The organism is Legionella pelazae, from assembly GCF_052527395.1.
Window position 1 is genome coordinate 107,162 of record NZ_JBNVZS010000006.1, and the last position, 24,850, is coordinate 132,011.

Sequence of the window (24,850 nt, forward strand, 5' to 3'; positions counted from 1 at the left end):
AATTTAAGGAGAGAACGCGTGTTACTTAGGAAAGATGATTCTTGTTTACTTTTAATTGATGTACAAGAAAAACTAACACCCCTTATTGAACATCATGAATCTTTAATTGAGCGTTGTCAGTGGCTATTACGCTTAGCAAATGATCTTGGTGTGCCGTGCCTTATAAGTGAACAATATCCTCGCGGGTTGGGGCCAACTTTAGATTCACTTAAAACACTTGTGTCACAAAATATAGCCATCGAAAAAGTGCATTTTTCTTGTTCTCGCGAGCCAACTTATAAGCAACATTTAAAAGACATTAATAAGCAACAATTAATACTGATTGGCATAGAAGCACATGTTTGCGTTTTGCAAACAGCACTTAATTTAGTTGCTGAAGACTATGAAGTGTTTATAGTTGTTGATGCTGTAGGTAGTCGCAAGATGTTGGATAAAAAATATGCTCTTAAACGCATGCAGCAACTCGGTGTAACACTTTTAACGTCTGAAATGGTGTTTTTCGAGTGGCTAGAGCAAGCAGGAACGCCACTATTTAAAGCTTTAAGTACTACTTATTTAAAATAGGTAAGCCTTTACATTAATTGAGGGAGTCAATGAATGAATTTAGATAATCAAATTGCAGTGATAACAGGTGGTGCTTCCGGCATGGGAAAAGCCTGTGCCTTAAAGCTTGCCGATAAGGTTACGCAAGTAGTTATTTGGGATAAAGATATTAGTTCTTTTGTTAATCACCCAAATATTGAGGCTATTGAATGCGATGTAAGTTTAGATGATGCCGTGTCTGCGGCTATGGATAAAACCAAGGAGAAAGTTGGTATTCCAAGAATATGCATTAATTGCGCAGGTATTGCCCCTGCTAAGCGTATGGTAGGAAAGGAAGGCGCAATGCCTCTAGAGGCTTTCAAAAAAGTAATCGACATAAATCTTATTGGCACATTTAATGTTATGCGCATCATAACTACAGCAATGATTGAGCTTGATATCAATGAGAGTGTCGAAGAGCGGGGGGTTATTATTAATACAGCTTCTATAGCGGCGTTCGAAGGGCAAATTGGCCAGTTAGCTTATAGTGCTTCTAAAGGTGGCATTGTTGCTATGACTTTACCCGCCGCTAGAGAGTTAGCCCAGCATGCTATAAGGGTCAATACCATTGCGCCTGGATTAATTGCAACCCCATTACTACTTAATATGCCTAAAGAAGTACAAGATAACTTGGCAGCGACGGTCACTTTTCCTAAGCGCTTGGGAAAGCCTGAGGAATTTGCTGATTTAGCAATTCATATTATAGAAAATCAACTTATTAATGGGGAGACAATTCGCCTAGATGGTGCATTAAGGATGCAAGCTAAATAAGTCTTTCCTATATTGCAAATCTTAACTGTAATAATTTTTTCTATACTTATAATTACAGCAAATTATTTCTGAGCTTCTGCTTAATTAGACGAGGCTCTTATAGCTGTTATGTCAATATTAACCTATGTTATTCATTTATATGGACATTCATGGATAGGGAAGAGCTGTGGGAAAATTTAAAAGATGTACACATAAGTAAGCCTGTTCTTAATGCTCTTTTCATTATGGCGCTCTTGTTGCTGATGATTATTAGCTATTTGTCTCATCAGCAAGTTAAAAATTTAATTGAATCTAATAAATGGGTTACGCATACCTATGAAGTCATCCAAGAGATTGATTCAGCCCTTTATAAAGTTGTAAATCTTGAATCTAATCAACGTGGTTATCTTTTAAGTGGCAATGAGCGCTTCTTATTAGATATGGATAGTGTAAGAGATAATCTAAATGTTAATTTAAATTCACTAAAAGAATTGATTAAAGATAATAAAGAACAAAGCCAACGTGTGAATCAATTTATTGCTTTTATTAATACTCGTATTGCGCTTATAAAAAAAATTATAAATTTAAAAGCTGTAAACAAATTTAATACGATTGATGGAGCTAATTTATTTATAGAGGGGCAAGATATCTCCTTGCGCGTAAAAAGTCTAGGGCAAGAAATTAAATCAGTTGAGCTAGTGCTTTTAAAAGAGAGACATTTAGATGCAATAAAAAATATCGACGTTACTAATACAATCCTAATTGTTGGCAACTTAATAAGTATCCTCTCTCTAATCTTTGCCTTATTTCTAATCAATAGAGAATTATCTATTCGGAAAAGTACCGAATTACAAAATGAAACAACAAAAGCGCGTTTAAGAAAAATTATTGAAAGTGCTAGTGATATGATTGCAGCGCTCGATAAAGAGTGTCGATTTTTAATTTTTAATGAGGAATATCATCGAGAATTTAAACTTATTTTTGGCAAGTCAATTTGGGTTGGTATGTCATTGGAAGAGGCTTTTTCTGAATCTATAGAAACAAAAGACAATGTAGCCCGAGTTTGGCGAGAGACATTGCATGAAGATAATACAGTTAAGACCATTAAGGTTACAATAAACGATGAAGAGCGTACTTATGAGATTTCAGCTAATCTGATTTACAGTGAAAAGAATGAGTTTAATGGCGCTGTGCAAATTGTTCGCGATATTACTAAACGAATTCAAGAGCACACTGAATTGCAACTGTCTTATGAAAAACTTGAACAGGGCATGCAAGCCTTAGAAGAAAAGAATAAACAAATTACGCTCTTAGTTGAAATGAGCGACATCATGCTTGCTTCTAATTCACAAGATGAATTAAGTGAGGTCATGTCTAAATATTCAGCAAGGCTTTTAGACTTTGCAAGTGGTTATTTATATGTCATGCATCCATCTAAAAATTATCTAGAAATAATATCTCGCTGGGGAGTGCCAACTACACAAGAGATGAGTTTTGTACCTGAGCAATGTTGGGCCATTCGCTTAGGACGTAAACACCATGTCAGCAGTTGTAATCGAAGTGAACTAGTTTGTAATCATATAAAAATAACTAATCCAGAAAAGAATGCCTTTTTATGTGTTCCATTAATGGCACAAAATGATATTTATGGGTTATTATATTTAGAACTTATCCGTAATGGTACAGAAGTTTTAGATGAAAATCATAAGCTCCTAATTAATGCTTTTGCTGAATTAGCTGCTTTAGCTTTAGCGAATGTGCGTTTAAGAGAGAACTTACGCCATCAATCCATTCGTGACCCTTTAACTGGGCTTTATAATCGGCGCTATTTAGAAGATTTTCTTTTTAAGAGTGTCCATCAGGCGGCGAGATCAAAATCAACATTCTCCATTTTAATACTTGATTTAGATCATTTTAAAAAAATTAATGATACGTATGGGCATGATGCAGGAGACGCCGTATTAAAAGAACTAGGTCGTATACTACAGGGCATTATTCGCATTGGTGATATTGCAGCCCGTTATGGTGGTGAGGAATTCGTGGTGGCCTTTTATAATATTGACCATGAAACAACTTTAACGCGAGCTGAAAGTATTAGGCAGGCTGTCTTAAGATTACAAGTTCGTTATGGCGCACAGCAAGTTGGACCAATAACTGTGTCAATTGGCGTTGCTATGTATCCCGTGGATGGTAGAACGCCTACCGAATTAATAGAGTCTGCTGATAAAGCTTTATATGCTGCTAAGCACAAGGGTCGTAATCAAATTATCTCTTTTGCTGAAATAAATAAAAAAGAGTCATGAGATTTTAGCTTTTAAATTTTTTAGTCATTAAACGTAATCTCAATGCATTTAATATAACAGAGACAGAACTTAAAGACATAGCCGCAGCCGCAAAGATAGGACTTAATAATAAACCTGTAAATGGGTAGAGAATGCCAGCTGCAATCGGAACACCAATGACATTGTAAATAAAGGCAAAAAATAGGTTTTGCCGAATGTTGTATATTGTCGCTTTCGATAAATCGTAAGCCTTTAAAATAGCCACAAGATCACTATGTAAGAGGGTTATATCGGCACTTTCAATGGCAATATCACTTCCTGTTCCCATTGCAATACCGATGTCAGCCTGTGATAGAGCAATAGCATCATTGACGCCATCGCCTGCCATGGCAACTTTGAAACCTTGTGATTGTAATTGTTTAATAAGCTCGCTTTTTTCTTGGGGCAATACTTCAGCATAGACTTTATCTATCTTTAATTGTTCGGCAACATAGTTTGCAGTTTGCTGATTATCACCTGTCATCATAATGGGTTTAATCCCGCGCTCTCTTAGTTTCTCTATAGCAACATAACTTGAAGATTTAATGGGATCTTCGATAAGAAATACACCAACAAGTTTCATATCAATTGCTAAGTAAATTTTTGTAGCATGAGGTTTATTAAGTTGACTAGAATCAAGAAAAGTAGAGCAATCAACTTTAAATTCTTCCATTAAACGCATGTTACCTAATAAGATAAATTCATCATTAATAGAAGCAGAAACGCCCTTTCCTGTGATACTGTTAAAGGTTGCGTTATTTTGTATTTTTATCCTTTTATCGAGTGCTGCTTTGTTAATTGCTTTGGCTAGCGGGTGCTCACTATTTTGTTCAAGATTAGCTGCAAAAGTTAATAGTTCGTCAGCTGAGTAATTAGCAAGTGGAATAATCTCTGTAAGTTTTGGCCTGCCTTCAGTAAGTGTGCCTGTTTTATCTATCACTAAAATATTTATTTTTTCCATTAATTCAAGAGCAGCTGCATTCTTAATTAAAATACCAAGTTGTGCGCCTTGGCCGATACCCACCATAATCGACATCGGTGTTGCTAGCCCTAGAGCGCAGGGGCAGGCAATAATTAATACCGAGACCGCAGTGATTAAACCATAATTAAGAGCAGGTGCTGGGCCAAATAGTAACCACATGAAGAAGGTAATCACAGCTGTTACTAAAATGGCTGGCACAAACCAGCCAGAAACAACATCAGCTAATCGTTGTATAGGTGCCCGACTACGTTGCGCTTGGCTAACAAGAGTTATAATGCGAGCGAGAAGAGTGTGTGTGCCTACATCAGTTGCGCGCATAATAAAGCTGCCCGCTTGATTCACTGTTCCGCCAATCACCTTATCACCGGCTTCCTTTTTAATGGGTATGGGCTCGCCTGTTATCATTGATTCATCAATATAACTTTGACCCTGTATCAGTTCTCCATCAACTGGAATTTTCTCACCTGGTTTAACTCGCAATAAATCACCTGCCGCTATTTTATCAAGAGACACATCTTCATCGGCTTGATTAGATACAATACGGTGAGCAAAGGTAGGTTGTAATTTTAACAGAGCCTCTATAGCACCACTTGTCTTAGCCCGAGCCTTAAGTTCTAAGACTTGCCCTAATAAGACCAGCGTTATAATGACAGCTGCTGCTTCAAAATAAACCCCCACTAATCCATTGCTTAAATGAAAAGCAGGTGGAAATAATCTCGGGGCGAGTAAGGCCACAAGACTATAACCCCAAGCAAGTAGAGTACCGATAGCAATTAAAGTAAACATATTTAATTGCTTAGATTTTATTGACACCCAAGCTCTAACAAAGAATGGCCAACCTGCCCATAGTACTACAGGAGTAGCCAGTATTGCTTGTAACCAAAAAGATAAGTAGGGTGAAAGGTAATGACCAAAAAAATGTTCTCCCATTGCTAGTAAAAAAACGGGTATGGTTATAAGTAGAGCAATAAAAAACCGCCTACGCATGTCAAGATACTCAGGATTTTCTAATGCATTCGCAGTAGAAATTATCTCAGGCTCTAAAGCCATGCCACAAATGGGGCAGTTTCCTGGCCCGTTTTGCCGAATGTTTAAATGCATGGGGCAAATATAAATCGTATTAGGGCTGCCTTCTACATTTGATTGCATCTTAATACTAGTAGATTGGCGATTGTGATGACAGCAGGTATGTTCATTAGACTTTTTTATAGAATCAAGATTCTCATTAGGTGGTTTATTCATTACATTACTCTAAGTAACAATAAATAATTAAAGTATAGGACTTATGAAAAAACTAATCTCTTTGTTAAAAATATTTCAACTCGGTCATTTAGGTTAAGTGTTATTACGTGGATAATGAATGTCTTTCCCGCGTAGGCGGGAATCCATCTAAAAATTGACCTCAGTGCTAATTGATGAATAGATCCTCGCCTGCGCGGGAATGACATAGGATTTGCGGGCATGACATAGGATTCGCAGAGATGATATAGGATCATTCTGGTTATAATTAGGGCGTGTCTAACTAAACTCTCTCATTAAAAATATTTTTTGCCTCGATCTTGGTTTTTTTCCTAAGTCTTGAATAGATTAGGAATGATTAAATTATTGGATTAATAAATTTAATAATTAATATTATAGTTGCGCTCAAATTAAAAATAGTGCGAGTGACTATTTTTAATTTGATACGAATGAGAAAAGACAGCGCTATTTATGCACCTTAAAAATCAGCAATGAGCTTTAAAGCTATTTGCTCACTATTAATCTGATAACGTCCAGACGCAATTTCATGCTTAAGGTGCGCAATGCGATTTTGATTAATAGTAGTGGCTTGTTGAATTATCTCTTTTAAGAAAGAAAGCTGACTTAAAAAGATAGTCCAATCATGGTTATTGTGAGACAAGAATTGACTTTTCGATAACTTAGAACTTTTTCTGTTGTTAACAGATTTTACCATAACCATGTCCTCAATCTCATTCACCATTTTTCATCGGCTCCTTATGATAAAATCTTTAGAAATTTCAATTCTTGTTTTATCTATAACATAAGTTTTAAATAATGTCATCACTTAAAATTAATATAATAGAAATTTTTATTGTTAAAGAAAATAGCGACCCATTGTAAATTCAGGTAAGCTGCAATTTTTGGCGAAAAGCTAATTTATTCCTTATTTAAAGAGAAGTTGTTATATGAAAATATGGATAAAAATAATTTACCTTAACGTGCTTATTATTAAAGCTTCTTTAGCGGCTACGCACCAACCAGAGGAATTCCTTGCTAAAGTTCGTGGTCAGAAAGATGAAGGCCAACAGATTGTTCAACACTTTTGTGCAAATTGCCATGCAATAAAACCACTTATTGAATTAGGTGCGCCAAAAATAGCAGTTTTAATGGATTGGGAAATTCGAATGAAGCAAGGTTTTGCTAAAGTTTTTGAACATACAACCGAAGGATATCGCGCTATGCCTGCTCGTGGCGGCTGCTTTGAATGTACAGATAAGCAATTACAACTCGCTATCTTAGCAATGTTGCCTCTTTCTTTGCAAAAAGAGCTGAATAACAGTCTGAAAGAAAATAAATAATTCAATAAGTTAAAATTTTCATTTAAAAAGCTAAACCTATTACAAATTCTCCCGATAAAGAGTAAAAAGGGAGGATACACCAATGAAAAAATATTTCATTCTTGGACCGTTGTGTGTATTAACAGCCGCTTGTACGTCAATGGATAGATCAGTTGCTATCGTCGATGATGGTGGCTATACACATTACACAACACATCATAGTTTTGATTCAAAAGGTAGCAATTATTTTCCAGAAAAAAGGGAAGCAACGGGACGAAGAGTGTTTATTTTTGACCCGAAAGCGACTGCTTGGGCTGCTTATGATGAAGCTGGAAATCGAGTTAAAACAGGTAGTGCTTCAGGTGGAAAAGATTTTTGTGAGGATACGGGTAGAGGTTGTCGTACTATTACAGGAACTTTTAGAGTTTACTCGAAAAAAGGACCGGAATGCAGATCAAGCCTTTACCCTATAGAGACTGGTGGCGGCGCTTTGATGCCTTATTGTATGCACTTTTCAGGTAGTTATTCTATTCATGGTGCGTATGAGGTGCCCAATTACAATGCGAGCCATGGCTGTATTCGAGTATTCCCAAGTGCTGCTCAATGGCTAAATGAAAACTTTTTAAATATTGGATCTACAGTTATCGTTAGGCCTTATTAATTGTTCTGTCTAGGAAATTAAATTATGAATATTTATTAACTTTAACGAGGGGAGAACCACTCTAATATAAAAACAATAAAAATCAATGTCAGCAGTTTTCCCCAATATCTTATAAACTACACTTAGTGATTTAAGAAGTTATTTTAGGTATTTTTTTAATAATGAATTAACCTCACTGGGATTTACTTTTCCTTTCGTTTGTTTCATCACTTGACCAACAAAAAAAGCTAAGAGTTTTTCTTTGCCCTCTCGATATTCTTGCGCCTGCTCAGGATATTTTTTGACTAATTCTTTAATTAAAGAAATAAGCCTATCTCCCTCAGTTATCTCTAAATAACCTTCGCGCTTTATAATTTGCTCAATATCTTTTTCTCCTGCTAAAAGTTTGCTAAAAATTTGCTTAGCAATGGCATGTGAAATGATCTTCTTGTCAATTAAATGGAGTAAATCAGTTAAGGTTTGTGCAGAAACAGGTGGATTTTCATAAGTCGCATTCATTTCATTTAAAGCTGCTGTATAAGTTGTTTTTAACCAATTAACAATTAATTTACCATCAACTTTACTTTGTTCTCGCATAGCAGAGAAAAATTTAAAAATAGCCGGATCTGATAATAAAAACTTAATGTCGTCTGTAGAGAAAATAGCTTCATCAATTAAGGACTTTTTTATTTCCTCAGGCAGAGGTAATAAGTGATTCTTTATTTCTTCAATATCGCCTGCTTTGATTTCAATAGGTAGTAAATCTGGGTCAGGAAAATAACGATAATCAAGCTCATTTTCTTTACTGCGTAAAACTTGGGTCGTTTCTGTAATAGGACAGAATGAACGTGTTTCTTGATTAATAGGTTGTCCTGATTCTAATAATTCTTGTTGTCTTAGCTGTTCAAAAGCAATGGCTTTTTCAATAAAGCGAAATGAATTTAAATTTTTTAATTCAGTTCTTGTTCCTAGTTTATTTGAACCAGCTGGCTTTAAAGAAATATTAACATCACAGCGAAACGAGCCTTCCTGCATATTGCCGTCACAGATATCTAGAAAACGAACTAATTGGTGTAGCGTTTTTAAGTAACAAATAGCTTCTTCAGCTGAATTGATACAGGGTGTGGTTACAATCTCTAAGAGCGGTATACCTGCTCGATTTAAGTCAATACCTGTATAATTTTGATGCATTTCATGCATGAGTTTACCTGCATCTTCTTCGAGATGCGCCCTGGCAATGTCTATTGTTTTATATTGATTGGAATCAAGCTCAATAGTTAAGCGGCCATTGCTCAGAATAGGCTGTTGAAATTGACTAATTTGATAGCCTTTAGGTAAATCTGGGTAAAAATAGTTTTTACGCTCAAAATAAGAAAGGGGGTTGATTTTAGCTTTAATCGCAAGCCCAAATTGAATGGCCATGCGTACGGCCTGTTTATTTAATACAGGTAATACGCCAGGTAGGCCTGCGTCAATAAATGAAGTTTGCGAATTAGGTGGGCTGCCAAATTTTGTAGCACTGCCAGAGAATAATTTTGTTTTTGTTTTAAGTTGTATATGCACTTCAAGGCCAATTACAGTGTCCCATGCCATCATTTTATATTCCAGTTGGTTTGGCTAAATGCCAATCGGTCATTTGCTGATATTGATAAGCTACATTAAGGAGTAATGCTTCCTTAAAATGGTTTCCTATCAACTGCATGCCAATAGGTCGTTTATTTTTAAATCCTGCGGGTATAGAAATGGCGGGCAGTCCGGCTAAATTAGCAGCAACAGTAAAAACATCAGCTAAATAATTTTGTATGGGATTTGTTACTTCACCTAATTGAAAGGCGCAAGTAGGGGTTGTGGGTCCTAAAATCATATCTACTTGTGTTAATGAAGTTAATAATTCTTGTTGAATCAGCTGTCTAATTTTTAGTGCTTGCAAATAATAAGCATCAAAGTAACCAGAAGAAAGCACATAAGTACCTGTTAGAATTCGCCGTTTCACTTCAGCGCCAAAGCCTTCGCTGCGTGAATAAGTAATTAACTCATGTAGAGTTGCCGCACGTGTACTCTGATGTCCAAAACGAACACCGTCATAGCGTGATAAATTAGAAGATGCCTCAGCACAAGCAATGACATAATAGCAAGGAACCCAAAGTGGTTGTAATGATAATTCTAAAGGAACGATAATTGCGCCTTCTTGTTCCAGCAAACTAACTGCTTTCTCAATCGCCTCGCAAATAGCACCATCAATTTCTTTTTGCAGGAAACTCGTAGGTAAACCAATTTTTAAGCCTTTTATTGATTGATTTAATGTAGCGAGATAATTAACAGCCGGCTTATTAATAGATGTTGAATCCTTATTATCAAACCCAGCCATTATTTCCAAAATTAAAGCTAAATCTTCAGCTCGGCGCGCCATCGGGCCTGCTTGGTCTAAACTGGAAGCAAAGGCAACCATACCAAATCGTGATACTAAGCCATAAGTTGGTTTGATACCTGAAATCCCACAAAAGGCGGCCGGCTGTCTAATTGAGCCCCCGGTATCTGAGCCTGTGGCAAAAGGAATTAAGCCAGCTGCTACGGCCGCGGCAGATCCACCTGAAGAACCACCTGGCACATACTTGATGTCCCATGGATTTTTAACAGGGCCAAAGTAACTGTTTTCATTACTAGAGCCCATAGCAAATTCATCCATATTCGTTTTACCTAGAGTAATGGCTCCTTCAATTTGTAGACGATTGACGATTGTTGCCTGATAAGGGGCTTGAAAATTAGCAAGCATTTTTGAGCCACAGGTCGTTGGCAAGCGAGTGGTGCAAAAAATATCTTTATGGGCAATAGGAATGCCTGTAAGTTTTTTAGCTCTATTTGTATTAAACAATTCATCCGCTTTTTTTGCTTGAGTTAAAGCATACTCTTCATCTAAAGAGATAAATGCATTTAATGTCTTATGTGCGTGAATTCGTTTAAGATAGTAATTAGTTAATTCGACGCTAGAAAGTTCTTTATTCTTTAAAGCGGATATAATAGCGTGCAGCGAATCTAGCATGTTATTGTCCTACATCAATAAATTTAGGCACAAAATAGCACTCTTTATCAAAATTAGGTGCAATACTGGCTAATTCCTTGCTACAATTTTCCTCAGTGATCTCATCTTCACGTAAGGGTTGATTTAAGTTTAAAGGGTGGAAGAGAGGCGCTACATTATCAGTATTGATACTTTGTAGCTGCTGCACAAAATCAATAATGGCATTGACTTCTAAAGCCAATTTTTCTATTTCTTGAGTTTCGGCTTCAAGATAAGCTAAGTGAGCAACATTATTTAAGTCATCGACATCAATAGTCATGAGGTCTCCTGGTAGAAGAAGAAAGTATACCTTAAAATTTGGGCATCCTTTCTAATTATTAAGTTAATCTATGCTTAGATTAAAGCTCTAAAGCTATTTTTAAGAGGTATATTATAGTGTTAGTACAAAATAAAACGCTAGGTGGCGTACATGTTGAATACGAACAGCAGCCATTAACGTATGATAAAGCCATAGAGCCGTTATTAGAAAAATTAGATTCGCAGCGCGGTGCATTATTTGCTTCAAGTTTTGAGTACCCTGGGCGCTATACATGTTGGGATATTGGTTTTGTTAATCCACCTCTTGCACTTATTTTAAGTGCAGAGCAAATTTATTTTCAGGCTTTAAATCAACGCGGTGAAGAGCTATTAGCTATTATTCATATTAGATTACAATCATCGGATTCTATTGAAATTCAATCTTACTCAAAATCATCTTGCTATCTAGAAGTTAAACGCCAAAATAGAATTTTTAGTGAAGAAGAACGTAGCCTACAGCCTTCCGTGTTTACTTTAATTCGCGAATTATTAACATTTTTTAAATTACCAAATGAACCTTATTTAGGCTTATATGGTGCTTTCGGTTATGATTTAATTTTTCAATTTGAAGCATTAGAAAAACAAAAAGAAAGAGATCCTAACCAGCGCGATATGGTTCTTTATTTACCGGATGAGATTTATGTTGTTAATCATCGCAAGGAAGAGGCTTTTGTTCGACGCTATAACTTTCAGTTTCAGGGGCGCTCAACGCAATCACTGCCTCGCGATGGACAATATAAATTGTATGATCCTAAATACAAACCTACCATAACAGGCGATCATAAACCGGGTGAATATGCACAAACGGTTGAAATAGCCAAGCAACGTTTTGCTTGTGGCGATCTTTTTGAAGTTGTGCCTAGCCAAATTTTCTATGCTCCTTGCCATGAAAGGCCCTCTGCAGTTTTTAGTCGCATACGCGCCAATAACCCTTCGCCTTATGGTTTTCTTATCAATTTAGGTGATGATGAATATTTAGTGGGTGCTTCCCCTGAAATGTATATACGGGTAAGCGGACGTCGGATTGAAACCTGTCCTATCTCAGGAACGATACGGCGAGGCGCAGATGCCATTGAAGATGCAAAAAATATTCAAGAGCTTTTAGAATCAGAAAAAGAGTGTTCTGAATTAACCATGTGCACGGATGTTGATCGTAATGACAAATCAAGGATTTGTGAAGCAGGCAGCGTTAAGGTCTTAGGCCGTCGCCAAATTGAGATGTATTCTCGCTTAATTCATACTGTTGATCATGTTGAAGGCATATTGCGCGAAGGATTTGATGCAGTTGATGCTTTTTTAACCCATATGTGGGTAGTAACAGTTACCGGTGCGCCTAAATTATGGGCTATGAACTTTATTGAACAGCATGAAAAATCCCCCCGCCGGTGGTACGCGGGCGCTGTAGGATGGTTTAGTTTTGATGGCAATTTAAATACAGGTCTAACTTTAAGAACATTACGAATTAAAGAAGGAATTGCCGAAATTCGGGTGGGTGCGACCCTTTTATATGATTCTATTCCAAAAGCCGAAGAAGAAGAAACTCGCCTTAAAGCATCTGCTTTTCTAGATTTATTAAATAACAAGCCGAAAAAAGAAATAGATACTATCAAGGATAAACCTGGTCTAGGTAAAAAGGTATTGCTCATTGATCATCAAGATTCATTTGTTCATACTCTTGGGAATTATTTAAGGCAAACTGGCGCCGAGGTTCAAACTATTCGTAGTCATCATGCTTTTTCTTATTTAAAAGAGCAGTATCATGATTTAGTTGTTCTATCACCAGGGCCTGGAAAGCCAGCTGATTTTAATCTGGCTAAGACCATTGCAACTGTGATTGAATTGAATATACCTTTATTTGGTGTATGCTTAGGTTTACAAGGGATTGTTGAGTATTTTGGTGGCAAGCTTGATGTCTTATCTTATCCTATGCATGGTAAACCTTCAGAAATCATTGTAACAGATCAGAAAGGTTTATTAGCAGGACTAAGTCCTTCTTTTACAGCAGGCCGTTACCATTCTCTCTATGCTCGTAAAGAGAGTTTGCCAAAAGAATTAAAGGTAATTGCGTATAGTGAAGATGGTATCATTATGGGTGTATCTCATAAAAAATTGCCTATTTACGCAGTGCAGTTTCATCCAGAAACAATTTTGTCATTATCGAAACAAGCTGGGATGCGGATAATTAATAATTTAATGAAGATGATAAAAAATGACTAATAGAATTCTACCTATTTATGCTATTTCAATTCTTCTAGGAATCTTAGTTGGTATTATAGGCGCTGTATTTCAGATAGTAATTGTCTATACAAATAGTTCTATTGTTGACATTATTCACTTTGCCAGTGTGTTACATTTACCGCCACAGTTAGTTTCTGCACTTATATCAATGACGCTAGTACTATTAGCTCTATTCTTGGTTAAGCGTTTTGCTCCAGAAGCATCAGGTAGCGGTATTCAGGAAATAGAAGGTGCTTTGGTGCATGAGAGGCCAATTTATTGGCGGCGATTAATCCCAATAAAATTTTTGGGTGGGGTTATGGCGATTAGCTCTAAGTTGTTGGTTGGACGTGAGGGACCAACGATCCAGATGGGGGGGAACTTAGGTGATATGTTAGGTGAGCTTCTCCATGTACAACAGGATAGGCGTGATACATTAGTTGCTGCGGGCGCTGCGGCAGGTTTGGCCACCGCGTTTAATGCGCCCCTAGCAGGTGTGTTATTTGTTATCGAGGAAATGCGTAATCAATTTAATTTTAATTTTACTAATTTTAAAATGGTAGCGATTTGTTGTGTTGCTGCAACCGTTATATTGCGTTTAATTCTTGGTTCAGTACCTGCTATTCCTATGAGTGTTTTTGCAACACCTAGTTTATCTTCTTTAATTTTGTTTTTTATTTTGGGAATAGTAATTGGTTTAGTTGGTCTTTTATTTAATGTGGCTTTAATGTCTAGCTTAAGTTTAGTCGACCGTTTAAAACCTTCTTCGCATTATATCTCTACAGCAATATTTGGTGCAGTGGTTGGATTCTTAGCAGTTTATCACCTTCCTTTAGTTGGCGGAGGCTATGAGATTGTTGAGAAATCATTACATATGTTTCCTTCCTTTAATATTTTAATCGGTTTAATTATTTGGCGCTTTATGGGCACTATGTTTTCCTACGCAACGGGCGTACCAGGCGGCGTTTTTGCACCTCTATTAGCATTGGGAACTATCCTGGGGCTAGCTTGTTTTCAAATTTTAGATAAATTTACCCTGGCAATGGGCGTTTACCCTGGCATGTTTGCTGTAGCGGGGATGGGGGCACTTTTCTCAGCAGCCGTAAGAGCACCTATAACAGGTATTGTTTTAATAGTAGAAATGACGCAAAATTACTCTTTAATTTTACCTCTGATGGTCACCTGTCTTACGTCAACAACAATTGTCCAATTAGCAAATAATCCACCAATTTATACTCAACTTTTAGAAAGAACGTTGAAAAAGCAGCGTAAGGTATCGGATAGTACTAATCCTTAATTTAACCAACATGGATTAATCGATTTGCTATATGGATCATATTAAAGAGAAAAAAATAGATAAAAACGCTAGCAAACCAGCAATGGAAAAAGTAAAAAAATGGTAACTTTATCTAGAAGAGGCATCTAGTAGTTTGGTATTAATGATGTTAACTTATTATTAGGATTATCTGATTTCTTAATATAGCCCTCTAATAAACGATTGCGCTTAGTTGATGACACTGTTAATAGCTTAGGATTAATGAAGTAAGGCATTTAAATTATGGAAAATAAATGACCTTTTGAGCTAAGTTTTATAAATTAGTATTTATTATAAGTCTAATTGGTTGCAAATATTCAAATGATCCTAATAATACTTTAGTCACAATTGGTGTATAATTTAAACAATAATGGATTCAATATTGTGTAAATATATGCCTAAAATCTCTGAACTTTCTCAAAAAACCGTGCGCGAGATTCATAACGCTATTTTACAAAATGATTACTTAAAAAATGCCGCAGGTAGGTTAGAAACAACATCTGGCGCGCTTCGAACTCACCTTCGTAAATTTACTTATCAAGATGAAAAAGGGGAGCATTCATTAACTTTTGCTGCTATGAAAAACCTCTGGCCCACTGAAGATGCAGGTGAAAAGGCTTGGGGAGACGATTATGATAAGCCTATGTGCGCAGCAAAAGTGGATATCAATAAAAAAACGCTGTGCGAGATTCATAGGGTTATTCTAGGAAACTCCTTAAGTGCCGCTACAAGCATATTAGGAATAAATCCTGATAAGCTTCAAAAACGGCTTAGTGAATTTGCTTACTTTGAAAAAGGGAAGTGGCATAAATTGACTTATGAAGCCTTGAAATATCGCTGGCGCACTGAAGATGCAGCTAAAAAGGCATTGGGCGATGCCTATAAGCTGCCTATGAGTGCCGTATATCTGCCAAATACCAATGTCACTTTATCGCGTGACACTGGTGGTGCTGAACAATCATTGGATGATGTTTCTAGCCAGGCTATGAAGAATAAACCTTTTGAAGAAAGTACGAAGGATCAGGTCGTAGAGTTAGAATCTAATGTAACTGATGTAACATCTTCTTCCCTTTCAGGAACGTTCTCTTATTCTTTCTTCAAAGAGGCGCAAACTTTAAAAAGAAAACCACCCGCTGAGGAACTAACTGCCATTAATAAAACGTTTCTTAAAGAAATAGCTAGGGTAATACATGAGACAGGCTCCGAAAGCGAAGCTGCTGATAAATTAGGAACAACTCCTAAATTGTTGAGAGATTCATTATTGGAAGTAGTCGGTATCGATTATGATGATATAAAAAAGCAAACTGAAAAATATAAAACAATTAGTATTATAGAGGATGTAGTACCCATAGATATAGTTACTTCAAATTCGACAGCTAAATCACAGCGCAATGTGTGAAAAAAGCAGAGAAGCATTACAAAAGAAAACATCGCACTAGGTGTACCTATTCAAATTCAAAAAATTATTAGTTGTTTCTTAAATGTTAAAAGCACCTGCAGATAGTTTTTTATTCATAATATAAAGCGTTTCTGATTAGAATTTAGAAACTGTTTGGACAAATGATTAAGAAGGAATTCACTTGTTATTAACAATCTGTTTTTAACAAACATCTTAGAGTAAAATGTATAGGAGAAAAAATTTCCCTAACTTAGATTAAATTCTAAGTTATATTCTAATGCTGGAAATTTATTTGTTTTCTTACTAGAGATCTCGGTAAAATAGATGCGGAAGTCGAAACTAAAGAATATTTTTAGATTTTAAATACTTTTAATCACGATATTGAGCTCTTAAAATCAATTATGTTACAGGCGATAAAATTTATGAATTTGCAGGGAATTTTAAGTTATTAAAATATAAGGCATTTATGACATTAAAATTTATTATCCGAGATGTAACTGGTTTGGAAATGGAGTTTTTTGGTGACGTTAGTGAGTTAACTCAATTGAAAGATATTTTGTCCGGCAGCTGTGCAATACAAGAAGAGCAAGCTATTGATTGGGAAGATATAAATCAGCCAAAGAATTATCCTTCTTTTAAAATGAGTCTTTACAATTTATATCATCAAATTAAAGATAAAAGTGTTTCTCAAGTCATTTTAAAATTTATGGATGATAATAAATTTAACATCTCATTTCGCAATCGCTACTTGCTGCAGTATTGGGATTACGAAGTGACAATGATTGTCAGTGGAAAAAGTAATCTCAAAGTATTTAACCGTAATGCACGATGTCACCTTTCTTCACCTATTTTATTAAATGCAATATTGAATGAATGTGAAAAGAAAAAATATGTACCTGGATTTGAGCAATTATTTCAGTTGTTAGAACAGTCTAAAAAAATAAGGGATAATTATTTAAATCCATGGTTATACTTTTGTAAACCATTCAAACTTGATTTTAAGGGAGTACAAAAATTTATTACGAAGAATGAAAATAATTTATTTATTGCTAATGAGAGTAAAACACCTGGAAAATATCAACTATTATTATTTGATAAAAAAATGACAAAAATTGATACAGATTATTCGCCTGCAGAGCAAAAGAACTATTTAATATGAAAATGGTGTTAGTAGTTTAACTTTAATTAATACATATTTATTTAAATGATACTCTTTAGGGATAAATACTTAAAAATAGTAGCTTAGTAGCTTGTTACAATGGTTTACTAAAATGGGTAACGTTATGGTTTCGATTTCACCTGAGATCTGTTAGTTAATCCATATAGTAAATTAACTAGTTTAAAAATTTGAGTTTTTCATTTAATCTTTATACTTATCAAGTGCTTGTTTCATGGTTTTTGCTCTGTGCAAAAGCTGACTTAAATAGAATCCAATCTTTTAATATTTTCTTAAGTACAATCAGGTAAAATTTAAAATAAAGTTAAAAAATATCAATTAACTGCTTATTAGTATGGTATAACGCTTATGCATAGTAAAAAAGAAATCCAGGCTGCAAATAAAATACAAGCATTTTTTAGAGGATTTTTAGCCAGAAAAGCCTATCATATTAAGCAAATTCCTGCGCAGGATTTAGAAAATTATACGGTTATGATTAAAGGTAATGATCCTGCTATTGATAATTTGCCCCAACATGAAGCAAATGAAGGTGTTGCCTTGATTGTCGTTTCTGGTATGCGTTCTATAGAAATCGCTTGCCAATTAAGTAAAGGCAGCCCTAAATTAATTATTATAGATAATAGTCAACAAGTAGTTGAATTTTGGCGTAAAGCACGAGAAGTCATGCAGGAATCTCTTAATCAAACAGATTTTCTTAATGAATTACGAGAGTATGTAATGAGTACACGTTGTAATCGATCTCGTTTAACGGCTAGTGAATTTGAGTACTTAGAAAAAATATTTCATACCTTTGGCTTTAACCAAATCAAACAAATTATTAGTAATGTAACGGTCCTTGGACAGTCCTGGGCTGATGAATACATTATGGTTAAAGTTAAAAATATCTTAGCTCATCATGACATAAAAAATATTTACGTTTATCCCTCAAATATTGTGGCCTATTTAGATGAGGATATTGAAGGGGAAAAAATTTTAAACAACATTGCGCGGCTCAATCCAGCCATGGCTATTCATACTAATTTCGTTGGAGGCAAACCGCGCGCCTATTTCCTCATTACAGATCACACGCCAGATAAGGTTAAACCACTTTTGATATCTAATGAAAATAGTATAATAGCCCAGCCGCGCTGATCTTATAGGTGAAAACTAATTTTTAAATTTTGATCATGTTCTTTATAAAAATGAATAAGCTCTCTGAGCAGCCTATAACTTTGCTTCATTATTCAATGATAGATCAGGGTCTTGATCACTTTCATAGTGTAATTCTGTATCATTATGTCGATGCTGAACTAAAGGCTCTTGCGACTGAAAAAACTGAAAAGGTGTTTTTTCAAGGTGGTTGCTAATAACAAAATTTTCAATACTTTTAAAAAATACTTCTGGCGCGTCTAATTCCATAGCATGATCAGCGTTATTGAAAATAATAAGCTTGCTATTAGGAATTTTATTGGCCATTATAATGGAATGTTTTTTGTTGGTGATCCAATCTTCCTCGCCCACTAGAATAAGAGTAGGGCAGGATACTTCCCCTAGACGATCTTCGTAATCAAAAGTACGTAAAAAATTACTAAAACCTTCATTTAGAGGTGCATGAGCAAAAGGATAATCGGCTTTAGGAGATTGGGTAGGAAAGTTATGTCTTTTCTTCCATGAATACATTGTATCCATTTTATCAAAGTAATCGTTGACTTCTTCATCGTTGGCAAAAGTACCAGACCATAATTTTTTACAAATTAATTGTTGTTCTTTAGAGCCAAAAGATTGAATATACTCTTCAGCGTCTTTAAGGTTTCTATAGCTTGGAGAGCCTGCTGCCAATATAAGTTTTGCAACATATTGAGGATTTTCTAGCGTATAACCTAGCGCACACATTGCACCATAAGATTTACCTAAAAGAATAATTTGGCCTAAATTAAGTTGTTTTCGAATTTCCTCTACATCTTTTATGTAGTTATCCATATTATAAGTTGTAGGCAAATTTTTATCACTCAATCCGCACCCACGTGGATCAAAAAAAACCACGTTGCCTATACTACTTAAACATTCATAAGCTTTATAATGAGAATGGTTAGCACCAGGTCCGCCAGGAAGCATAAAAATATAGGGTTTGGAATCAAGACTATTTTCATTTTCAGCAACAATTCGTACATACAGTTTTGCTTTTGGGGCATTTTTTCGTGCTGGCACTAAAAGATATAATTCCTTAAACCACATACCTGACTCCTACCTCATATAAATAATATTATACATAATAAAAAAGATAACCAAATTTATGCTGTAAGCTAGTCTATATAAATAGAGTAATACTCTAAAGAAAGCAATAAATTAAAATTGTGATTACAAGCTTTTTGCAATGGTAATATGAAAGCTTATTTTATAGCCTTTAAAATTAAGATAATCCGACAATTTATATTGCCGGCGTAATTGTAGTAAGTGAGGAGACTCTACTAATAGAACATAGTAAGTTTTATGTTCAAATTGAGCGCTAACAAGTTGTTGGATATTAAAATGGTAGCAACACCCAAGCTCTTTAATATCCAATAATTCATATTCTTCTGGATAAACGACACTAATATGAGCACCTATTCCTTCTGGATTAAAGTAATTAGGCTCTGTAATTAATGGTAAGTTTAATAGGGGGTAAAGGCGGTAAATATAGTCATCATCGATACTTAAGTAAATAAGTTTATTCGTAGATATAGCAAGCGTGCCTTGTAGGGGTAATTTAGCGGCAGCCTTTATGAGATTAGGTAACTTAAGCGGTGTGATAATCGGAGTTTTCATTCTTATGTTAAATATAAAAGTTATTTCCTAAGTGATGTTAAACAATAGCAGATTTAAGGAATAACTATAATTATGAAATAAATTTTTTATTAGCAAAATGAAAAGGGGTATATAAAATACATCATTCATATAAATTAATCATTTTGCCTATAATTTCTTTATTAGAGCAACTGTTTTCGTAAATCGCTTATCAAGCATCTCGCAAAAGTACTCTAGTACGGTATATACTTTTCATTCGTCTTAGCAACAGCATGACTGATGGCAAAATATATTCCTTCAAAAAAATTAATAATTCTTTTTATTGTTCCACAGGTCTTATTAACCTTCATATTTTTTATCTGGCCTGCTGTTAATGCCCTAATTCAAGCTTTTATGTTTAGCGATGCTTTCGGTATCAATAGTCGGTTTGCTGGTTTAAGTAATTTCCGAGATTTGACAGCTGATCCGGCTTTTTTACAAGCAATGACTGTAACACTCATACTGGCTTTTGCTATTACCTTGGTTACATTAACTTTGGGGCTGTGGTTAGCTACTCTAATTCAAAAACGGCAAAAGAGCCAAAAATTTTATAAATCGCTCTTCATTTGGCCCTATGCGATAGCGCCAGCAATTGCTGCCATTTTATGGCGATTTCTTTGTCAGCCTACTATGGGTTGGGTGACTACTGTTTTACAGTATTTTAATTATGACTTTAATTACTTGATTTATCCAAAGCAGGCTTTATTAGTGATTATCCTTACAGCTAGTTGGCAGCAGCTTAGCTATAATTTTCTATTTTTATTTGCAGCGCTTCAAGCTATCCCTAGTTCTCTAATTGATGCAGCCACCCTTGATGGTGCAACAAACTGGCGCCGATTTTGGCAAATTATTTTTCCTTTATTATCACCAACAACCTTTTTTTTACTTGTGATGAATTTTATTTATGCTTTTTTCGATACCTTCGGAATCATCGATGTATTAACAAAAGGTGGGCCTGAAAATAGTACGCGGACATTAATATACAAAGTTTATCAAGATGGATTCGTTGGCATGGATCCAGGTAGTTCAGCAGCGCAGTCAATTTTGTTAATGCTAATTGTTATTAGCCTAACTTATATCCAATTCCGTTATTTGGAAAAGAGGGTCCACTACGCATGAAACTAATAAACAAATTGTTTAACCATTTTTTATTAATAAGTTTTGTTGTTCTTCTGTTTATACCTGTTTATTTAGCTATAGTCGCAGCGAGTCATTCAGGAAGCGCAATGATGCAGGCACCTATACCAATCTGGCCAGGTCCACTACTGTGGCAAAATCTAAAAACAGTACTTACTCAGGGAATGACTACAACGGGGGATCAACCCGTATGGCACCTTTTGATTAATAGCTTCATAATGGCATTATTAATTGCTGTCGGAAAAATAATTCTAGCATTGAGCAGCGCTTATGCTTTAATTTATTTTCATATGCCTGGAAAAAAACTTTTATTTATGCTTATTTTTTCAACGATGATGCTGCCAGTTGAAGTAAGAATTGTGCCGACATTTCAGGTTGTAGCTTCATTCCAATGGCTAAATACCTTCAGTGGTTTAACCTTTCCATTAATGGTATCAGCAACAGCGACCTTTCTTTTTCGGCAATTTTTTAAAACCATCCCGAGTGAGTTAGTTGATGCAGCTAAACTAGATGGTGCAGGTCCATGGCGCTTTTTTCGTGATATTCTTTTACCCATTTCTAGACCTCAAATCGCTGCATTATTTATTATTCTTTTTATCTATGGTTGGAACCAATATTTATGGCCTTTAGTCATGACGACAGAGACAAATATGGCAACCATTGTTATGGGAATTCGCTACTTAGCAGGTGTCGCTGATCAAATTCCACAATGGCATTATATTATGTGTGTTGCTTTGTTAGCTATGTTACCACCGTGTATTGTTGTGATAATCATGCAGCGTTGGTTTGAAAAGGGGTTAATGCATTAATGGCTACTGTAGATCTTATAAATGTTTGTAAACGATACGGACAACAGACTATTCTTGATAGAATCAACCTTACAATTGATAAAGGAGAATTTGTAGCTGTTATTGGGCCTTCAGGTTGTGGAAAATCAACGTTACTGAGATTAGTAGCAGGACTTGACGAAGTATCAGAGGGTCGTATTTTAATTAATAATGAATGCGTTAATTCAATACCCCCACATCGACGAGATATGGCAATGGTGTTTCAGAATTACGCGCTTTACCCGCATATGACGGTTTATGACAATATGGCTTATGGATTAAAGCTACGCGGTATGAAAAAAGAGGCAATCCGAAAACGTGTGAATGAGGTGGCGGATTTATTGCAATTATCAAGTTATCTTCAGCGTAAACCGCATGCTTTATCGGGCGGCCAACGTCAACGAGTTGCCATGGGCCGAGCGATAGTACGATCACCGGCTGTGTTTTTATTTGATGAACCTTTATCTAATTTAGATACTAAATTACGTGCTGAGATGCGCCATGAAATTAAAAAATTACATCAAGAACTAAATACAACCTGTCTTTATGTTACTCATGACCAAATTGAAGCCATGACAATGGCGGCTCGCGTGCTTGTATTAAACAGTGGGAAAATTGAACAATTTGGCTCGCCACAATTACTATATCAACAACCAGCGTCTGTCTTTGTTGCTGAGTTTGTTGGATTGTATCCAGTTAACTTTCTACCTGGCATAGTCAATCTTAAACAAAGAAAAATACAAACTAATCTAGGTATAGATCTCCCGTGGCCGAATGAAAACCAAGCAAATGCGGATCAGGAAAAAGTACTTATTGGTATCCGGCCTGAGCATTTACATATTTCGCCGGAGTCTAAAGATGATACAATAGAAGTAAGAGTTGCTTTTATTGACAATATGGGGTCTGATAAATTGATTCATGCTCAAAGTATAATAAATGAGCAGCGCTTCACAATTAAGACTTCTGCTGAAACAATAATTACCGAGGAGATAATTAGAATTAAGCCTATTGTTCGTAAGGCAAACTTATTCCAGCAACAAACTGGACTACGTATAGGAGGGTGGCATGACTAATGCCCAAACAACACTACGTGACATCGATAAGCCGCATTATAATTATTTTCAAGCCTTATATTTGTCATTTTTTAGTAGTCGCCTGTATATCGATGTTGGAAGACGTTGGAGAGGTTTTGCAATAACCTATTTATTATTAGTCTTTCTAATTGTTAGTTTACCTTTTGCTATACGCATGATCTTAAATTTTAATAATTACTTTGATGAAAAAATAATTTTACCTTTAAAAAGTTTACCACCACTTTATATTCAAAGTGGCCAAGTGTCTCTTGATAAGCCTATGCCTTATTTTATTAAAAATAAAGCAGGTAAGATTATCGCTATTGTTGATACTACGGGGACTGTTAATCAAATTGATAATAAATATCCTGATTTAACCATTTTAATTGTAAAAGATGGTTTATTTTATCGTACACCTGATTCAAAGTTGATAAGCGGTGATTCCAAGTTAAATGTTAATAAGATCACATTTGATAAGTCTATGAACCAGTACTTTGATAGTTCTCAGTGGCTGAATACTTCAGGCATTCAAAAGATTAAATTATTTTCGCAAGCAATTATTTATCCAACTATTGTATTAACCTTATTTTTTATGTATTTAGTGATTTTCTTAGTACTCGCTTTATTAGGGCAAGTGATAGCATTAGCGATTTTTAGATTTACGATAACGTATGGACAAGCAGTTCGATTACTCTTTGTTGCAGCAACCCCTCATGTGGTTTTTTTGATGACTGCACTTGCATTTGATTGGATGTTTTTGGGTTTTGGTTTAGTTTTAGTTATTATTTTAGCTCTTTATTTTAGCTACGCGCTTCTTTCTTTAAAACGTGATAGCACAAAGCTGGTGAATGTGTGAAGGACACAATCTTTTTTGCACATGGAAATGGTTTTCCTTCGGCTTGCTATCGCCAGCTACTAATTGCATTAGAAAAAAATTATAGTTGTCGATATATCGAAACAATTGGTCATAACCCGAAGTTTCCTGTAACTGACAATTGGGATTATTTAGTTGATGAACTAGTTGATACCATTAAGGTGCAATGTCCGCATCCTGTTATTGGGGTAGGGCATTCCTTAGGCGGAGTATTAACTTTGCTTGCTGCTATAAAGATGCCAAGCTTGTTTAAAGCAGTTATTATGATTGATTCACCTCTGTTAAGTCGTTTTAAATCAACCATAGTAGGTCTTGCCAAACTACTCGGTATCATTGATAAGATAACGCCTGCCTTTCGGGCTAAAAAGCGTCAATTTTCTTGGGAGAGTAAAGAAGAATTAGTGAGTTATTTAAGAAGCCGGCCGTTATTTAAAACATTTAGCGATGCTTGTCTACAAGATTATATCGATTTTGGTTTTAGAAAAACTGAAAAAGGGTATAGGCTGCGCTTTAAGCGATTTATTGAGTACCTTATTTTTCGAACTGTTCCTCACGATTTACCTCGTTATGAAGGCTTATTAACCGTCCCAACTGCTTTAATTTATGGGGATAAGAGTAATGTAATTGATAGGTTAGATCTGCGCTATATGAAAAAGAAATATAATATACAATGTTATAAAATGACAGGTACTCATATGTTGCCTATGGAGAATCCAGAAGCAGTTGCTAGGCAGATTTTTATTATACTTAAGGATTTTAATTTATTAAATGCAACTTAAAAAGATAAATTAGACTTCGTAGGTAGCAATATTTGTATATA

22 protein-coding genes are annotated in these 24,850 nt (G+C 35.4%); 15 read left to right on the forward strand and 7 right to left on the reverse strand.

The annotated features are described in order from the left end of the window. Positions 1-18 precede the first annotated feature (18 nt). From ACQUW5_RS08260 to ACQUW5_RS08270, 3 genes are all read left to right on the forward strand, one after another. Positions 19-564 (forward strand): hydrolase, encoded by a 546-nt coding sequence (locus tag ACQUW5_RS08260; RefSeq protein ID WP_444990757.1) that lies wholly within the window; start codon positions 19-21, stop codon positions 562-564. A gap of 33 nt (positions 565-597) precedes the next feature. After that, positions 598-1,353 (forward strand): SDR family NAD(P)-dependent oxidoreductase, encoded by a 756-nt coding sequence (locus tag ACQUW5_RS08265; RefSeq protein ID WP_444990758.1) that lies wholly within the window; start codon positions 598-600, stop codon positions 1,351-1,353. A gap of 149 nt (positions 1,354-1,502) precedes the next feature. Continuing rightward, positions 1,503-3,635, forward strand: a complete 2,133-nt coding sequence (locus ACQUW5_RS08270) for a diguanylate cyclase (RefSeq protein WP_444990759.1) — start codon at positions 1,503-1,505, stop codon at positions 3,633-3,635. 4 nt (positions 3,636-3,639) lie between these two features. On the opposite strand, the gene ACQUW5_RS08275 is transcribed toward ACQUW5_RS08270, so the two are convergent. Together ACQUW5_RS08275 and flgM are read right to left on the reverse strand one after the other, a co-directional pair. Further along, positions 3,640-5,877, reverse strand: coding sequence for a copper-transporting P-type ATPase (locus ACQUW5_RS08275; RefSeq protein WP_444990760.1), 2,238 nt, complete (start codon positions 5,875-5,877; stop codon positions 3,640-3,642). A 475-nt stretch (positions 5,878-6,352) separates the two neighbouring features. Then, positions 6,353-6,616, reverse strand: a complete 264-nt coding sequence (flgM, locus tag ACQUW5_RS08280) for a flagellar biosynthesis anti-sigma factor FlgM (RefSeq protein WP_444990761.1) — start codon at positions 6,614-6,616, stop codon at positions 6,353-6,355. A 205-nt stretch (positions 6,617-6,821) separates the two neighbouring features. Between flgM and ACQUW5_RS08285 the strand changes: the two genes are divergently transcribed. Both ACQUW5_RS08285 and ACQUW5_RS08290 read left to right on the forward strand, forming a co-directional pair. After that, positions 6,822-7,214 carry a c-type cytochrome gene (locus ACQUW5_RS08285; RefSeq protein ID WP_444990762.1) on the forward strand — a complete coding sequence of 131 codons (393 nt, stop codon included), beginning with the start codon at positions 6,822-6,824 and terminating at the stop codon, positions 7,212-7,214. An 82-nt stretch (positions 7,215-7,296) separates the two neighbouring features. After that, positions 7,297-7,854 carry a L,D-transpeptidase gene (locus ACQUW5_RS08290; protein WP_444990763.1) on the forward strand — a complete coding sequence of 186 codons (558 nt, stop codon included), beginning with the start codon at positions 7,297-7,299 and terminating at the stop codon, positions 7,852-7,854. Between the two features lie 138 nt (positions 7,855-7,992). Here the strand turns inward: ACQUW5_RS08290 and gatB are convergent, their stop codons facing one another. Genes gatB through gatC form a run of 3 tightly spaced genes read right to left on the reverse strand, consistent with a single transcriptional unit; the run spans position 7,993 to position 11,171 of the window. Then, the gene (gene gatB / locus ACQUW5_RS08295) at positions 7,993-9,426 is read right to left on the reverse strand and encodes an Asp-tRNA(Asn)/Glu-tRNA(Gln) amidotransferase subunit GatB (RefSeq protein WP_444990837.1); all 1,434 of its coding nucleotides are present in this window, start codon (positions 9,424-9,426) and stop codon (positions 7,993-7,995) included. Between the two features lie 4 nt (positions 9,427-9,430). Further along, on the reverse strand, positions 9,431-10,873 hold the full coding sequence (gene gatA / locus ACQUW5_RS08300; RefSeq protein WP_444990764.1) for an Asp-tRNA(Asn)/Glu-tRNA(Gln) amidotransferase subunit GatA: 1,443 nt from the start codon (positions 10,871-10,873) through the stop codon (positions 9,431-9,433). 1 nt (position 10,874) lies between these two features. Next, entirely contained in the window at positions 10,875-11,171 is a 297-nt protein-coding gene (gene gatC / locus ACQUW5_RS08305) for an Asp-tRNA(Asn)/Glu-tRNA(Gln) amidotransferase subunit GatC (RefSeq protein ID WP_444990765.1), read from the reverse strand. 116 nt (positions 11,172-11,287) lie between these two features. On the opposite strand from gatC, the gene ACQUW5_RS08310 reads away from it, so the two are divergent. The 5 genes from ACQUW5_RS08310 (at position 11,288) to ACQUW5_RS08330 (ending at position 18,448) form a co-directional block, all read left to right on the forward strand. After that, positions 11,288-13,426 (forward strand): anthranilate synthase component I, encoded by a 2,139-nt coding sequence (locus ACQUW5_RS08310; RefSeq protein ID WP_444990766.1) that lies wholly within the window; start codon positions 11,288-11,290, stop codon positions 13,424-13,426. Next, positions 13,419-14,723: a H(+)/Cl(-) exchange transporter ClcA gene (clcA, locus tag ACQUW5_RS08315; RefSeq protein ID WP_444990767.1), complete on the forward strand. Its 1,305-nt coding sequence runs from the start codon at positions 13,419-13,421 to the stop codon at positions 14,721-14,723. Before ACQUW5_RS08310 ends, clcA begins: the two co-directional genes overlap by 8 nt. A gap of 412 nt (positions 14,724-15,135) precedes the next feature. Further along, positions 15,136-16,140, forward strand: a complete 1,005-nt coding sequence (locus ACQUW5_RS08320; RefSeq protein ID WP_444990768.1) for a hypothetical protein — start codon at positions 15,136-15,138, stop codon at positions 16,138-16,140. A gap of 466 nt (positions 16,141-16,606) precedes the next feature. Beyond that, positions 16,607-17,299, forward strand: a complete 693-nt coding sequence (locus ACQUW5_RS08325; RefSeq protein WP_444990769.1) for a hypothetical protein — start codon at positions 16,607-16,609, stop codon at positions 17,297-17,299. Positions 17,300-17,665: 366 nt separating this feature from the next. After that, on the forward strand, positions 17,666-18,448 hold the full coding sequence (locus tag ACQUW5_RS08330; RefSeq protein ID WP_444990770.1) for an IQ calmodulin-binding motif-containing protein: 783 nt from the start codon (positions 17,666-17,668) through the stop codon (positions 18,446-18,448). 72 nt (positions 18,449-18,520) lie between these two features. Here ACQUW5_RS08330 and ACQUW5_RS08335 read toward each other — a convergent pair whose 3' ends face one another. Together ACQUW5_RS08335 and ACQUW5_RS08340 are read right to left on the reverse strand one after the other, a co-directional pair. Next, the gene (locus ACQUW5_RS08335) at positions 18,521-19,531 is read right to left on the reverse strand and encodes an alpha/beta fold hydrolase (protein WP_444990771.1); all 1,011 of its coding nucleotides are present in this window, start codon (positions 19,529-19,531) and stop codon (positions 18,521-18,523) included. 123 nt (positions 19,532-19,654) lie between these two features. Beyond that, complete coding sequence (locus ACQUW5_RS08340) at positions 19,655-20,101, reverse strand: hypothetical protein (protein WP_444990772.1); 447 nt, start codon at positions 20,099-20,101, stop codon at positions 19,655-19,657. 258 nt (positions 20,102-20,359) lie between these two features. On the opposite strand from ACQUW5_RS08340, the gene ACQUW5_RS08345 reads away from it, so the two are divergent. From ACQUW5_RS08345 to ACQUW5_RS08365, 5 genes are read left to right on the forward strand one after another with little or no spacing between them, the layout of a single operon-like run. Then, positions 20,360-21,238 (forward strand): ABC transporter permease subunit, encoded by an 879-nt coding sequence (locus tag ACQUW5_RS08345; RefSeq protein WP_444990773.1) that lies wholly within the window; start codon positions 20,360-20,362, stop codon positions 21,236-21,238. After that, entirely contained in the window at positions 21,235-22,065 is an 831-nt protein-coding gene (gene ugpE / locus ACQUW5_RS08350) for a sn-glycerol-3-phosphate ABC transporter permease UgpE (protein ID WP_444990774.1), read from the forward strand. Before ACQUW5_RS08345 ends, ugpE begins: the two co-directional genes overlap by 4 nt. Then, positions 22,065-23,156, forward strand: a complete 1,092-nt coding sequence (locus ACQUW5_RS08355; protein WP_444990776.1) for an ABC transporter ATP-binding protein — start codon at positions 22,065-22,067, stop codon at positions 23,154-23,156. Before ugpE ends, ACQUW5_RS08355 begins: the two co-directional genes overlap by 1 nt. Further along, the gene (locus ACQUW5_RS08360) at positions 23,149-24,012 is read left to right on the forward strand and encodes a DUF1189 family protein (protein ID WP_444990777.1); all 864 of its coding nucleotides are present in this window, start codon (positions 23,149-23,151) and stop codon (positions 24,010-24,012) included. The genes ACQUW5_RS08355 and ACQUW5_RS08360 overlap by 8 nt, the downstream gene beginning before the upstream one ends. Continuing rightward, positions 24,009-24,809: an alpha/beta fold hydrolase gene (locus ACQUW5_RS08365; protein ID WP_444990778.1), complete on the forward strand. Its 801-nt coding sequence runs from the start codon at positions 24,009-24,011 to the stop codon at positions 24,807-24,809. Before ACQUW5_RS08360 ends, ACQUW5_RS08365 begins: the two co-directional genes overlap by 4 nt. The last annotated feature ends 41 nt before the right edge of the window (positions 24,810-24,850 follow it).

What these genes read in the sequence shown, in the direction of transcription:
- ACQUW5_RS08325 (WP_444990769.1), top strand. Translation starts at nt 16,607, where the DNA reads ATGACATTAAAATTTATTATCCGAGATGTAACTGGTTTGGAAATGGAG.
- ACQUW5_RS08345 (WP_444990773.1), top strand. Translation starts at nt 20,360, where the DNA reads ATGGCAAAATATATTCCTTCAAAAAAATTAATAATTCTTTTTATTGTT.
- ACQUW5_RS08270 (WP_444990759.1), top strand. Translation starts at nt 1,503, where the DNA reads ATGGATAGGGAAGAGCTGTGGGAAAATTTAAAAGATGTACACATAAGT.
- ACQUW5_RS08335 (WP_444990771.1), bottom strand. Translation starts at nt 19,531, where the DNA reads ATGTGGTTTAAGGAATTATATCTTTTAGTGCCAGCACGAAAAAATGCC.
- gatB (WP_444990837.1), bottom strand. Translation starts at nt 9,426, where the DNA reads ATGGCATGGGACACTGTAATTGGCCTTGAAGTGCATATACAACTTAAA.
- ACQUW5_RS08355 (WP_444990776.1), top strand. Translation starts at nt 22,065, where the DNA reads ATGGCTACTGTAGATCTTATAAATGTTTGTAAACGATACGGACAACAG.
- ACQUW5_RS08320 (WP_444990768.1), top strand. Translation starts at nt 15,136, where the DNA reads ATGCCTAAAATCTCTGAACTTTCTCAAAAAACCGTGCGCGAGATTCAT.
- ACQUW5_RS08265 (WP_444990758.1), top strand. Translation starts at nt 598, where the DNA reads ATGAATTTAGATAATCAAATTGCAGTGATAACAGGTGGTGCTTCCGGC.
- ACQUW5_RS08290 (WP_444990763.1), top strand. Translation starts at nt 7,297, where the DNA reads ATGAAAAAATATTTCATTCTTGGACCGTTGTGTGTATTAACAGCCGCT.
- ACQUW5_RS08285 (WP_444990762.1), top strand. Translation starts at nt 6,822, where the DNA reads ATGAAAATATGGATAAAAATAATTTACCTTAACGTGCTTATTATTAAA.
- gatA (WP_444990764.1), bottom strand. Translation starts at nt 10,873, where the DNA reads ATGCTAGATTCGCTGCACGCTATTATATCCGCTTTAAAGAATAAAGAA.
- clcA (WP_444990767.1), top strand. Translation starts at nt 13,419, where the DNA reads ATGACTAATAGAATTCTACCTATTTATGCTATTTCAATTCTTCTAGGA.
- ACQUW5_RS08340 (WP_444990772.1), bottom strand. Translation starts at nt 20,101, where the DNA reads ATGAAAACTCCGATTATCACACCGCTTAAGTTACCTAATCTCATAAAG.
- ACQUW5_RS08275 (WP_444990760.1), bottom strand. Translation starts at nt 5,877, where the DNA reads ATGAATAAACCACCTAATGAGAATCTTGATTCTATAAAAAAGTCTAAT.
- ACQUW5_RS08360 (WP_444990777.1), top strand. Translation starts at nt 23,149, where the DNA reads ATGACTAATGCCCAAACAACACTACGTGACATCGATAAGCCGCATTAT.
- ugpE (WP_444990774.1), top strand. Translation starts at nt 21,235, where the DNA reads ATGAAACTAATAAACAAATTGTTTAACCATTTTTTATTAATAAGTTTT.
- gatC (WP_444990765.1), bottom strand. Translation starts at nt 11,171, where the DNA reads ATGACTATTGATGTCGATGACTTAAATAATGTTGCTCACTTAGCTTAT.
- flgM (WP_444990761.1), bottom strand. Translation starts at nt 6,616, where the DNA reads ATGGTGAATGAGATTGAGGACATGGTTATGGTAAAATCTGTTAACAAC.
- ACQUW5_RS08330 (WP_444990770.1), top strand. Translation starts at nt 17,666, where the DNA reads ATGCATAGTAAAAAAGAAATCCAGGCTGCAAATAAAATACAAGCATTT.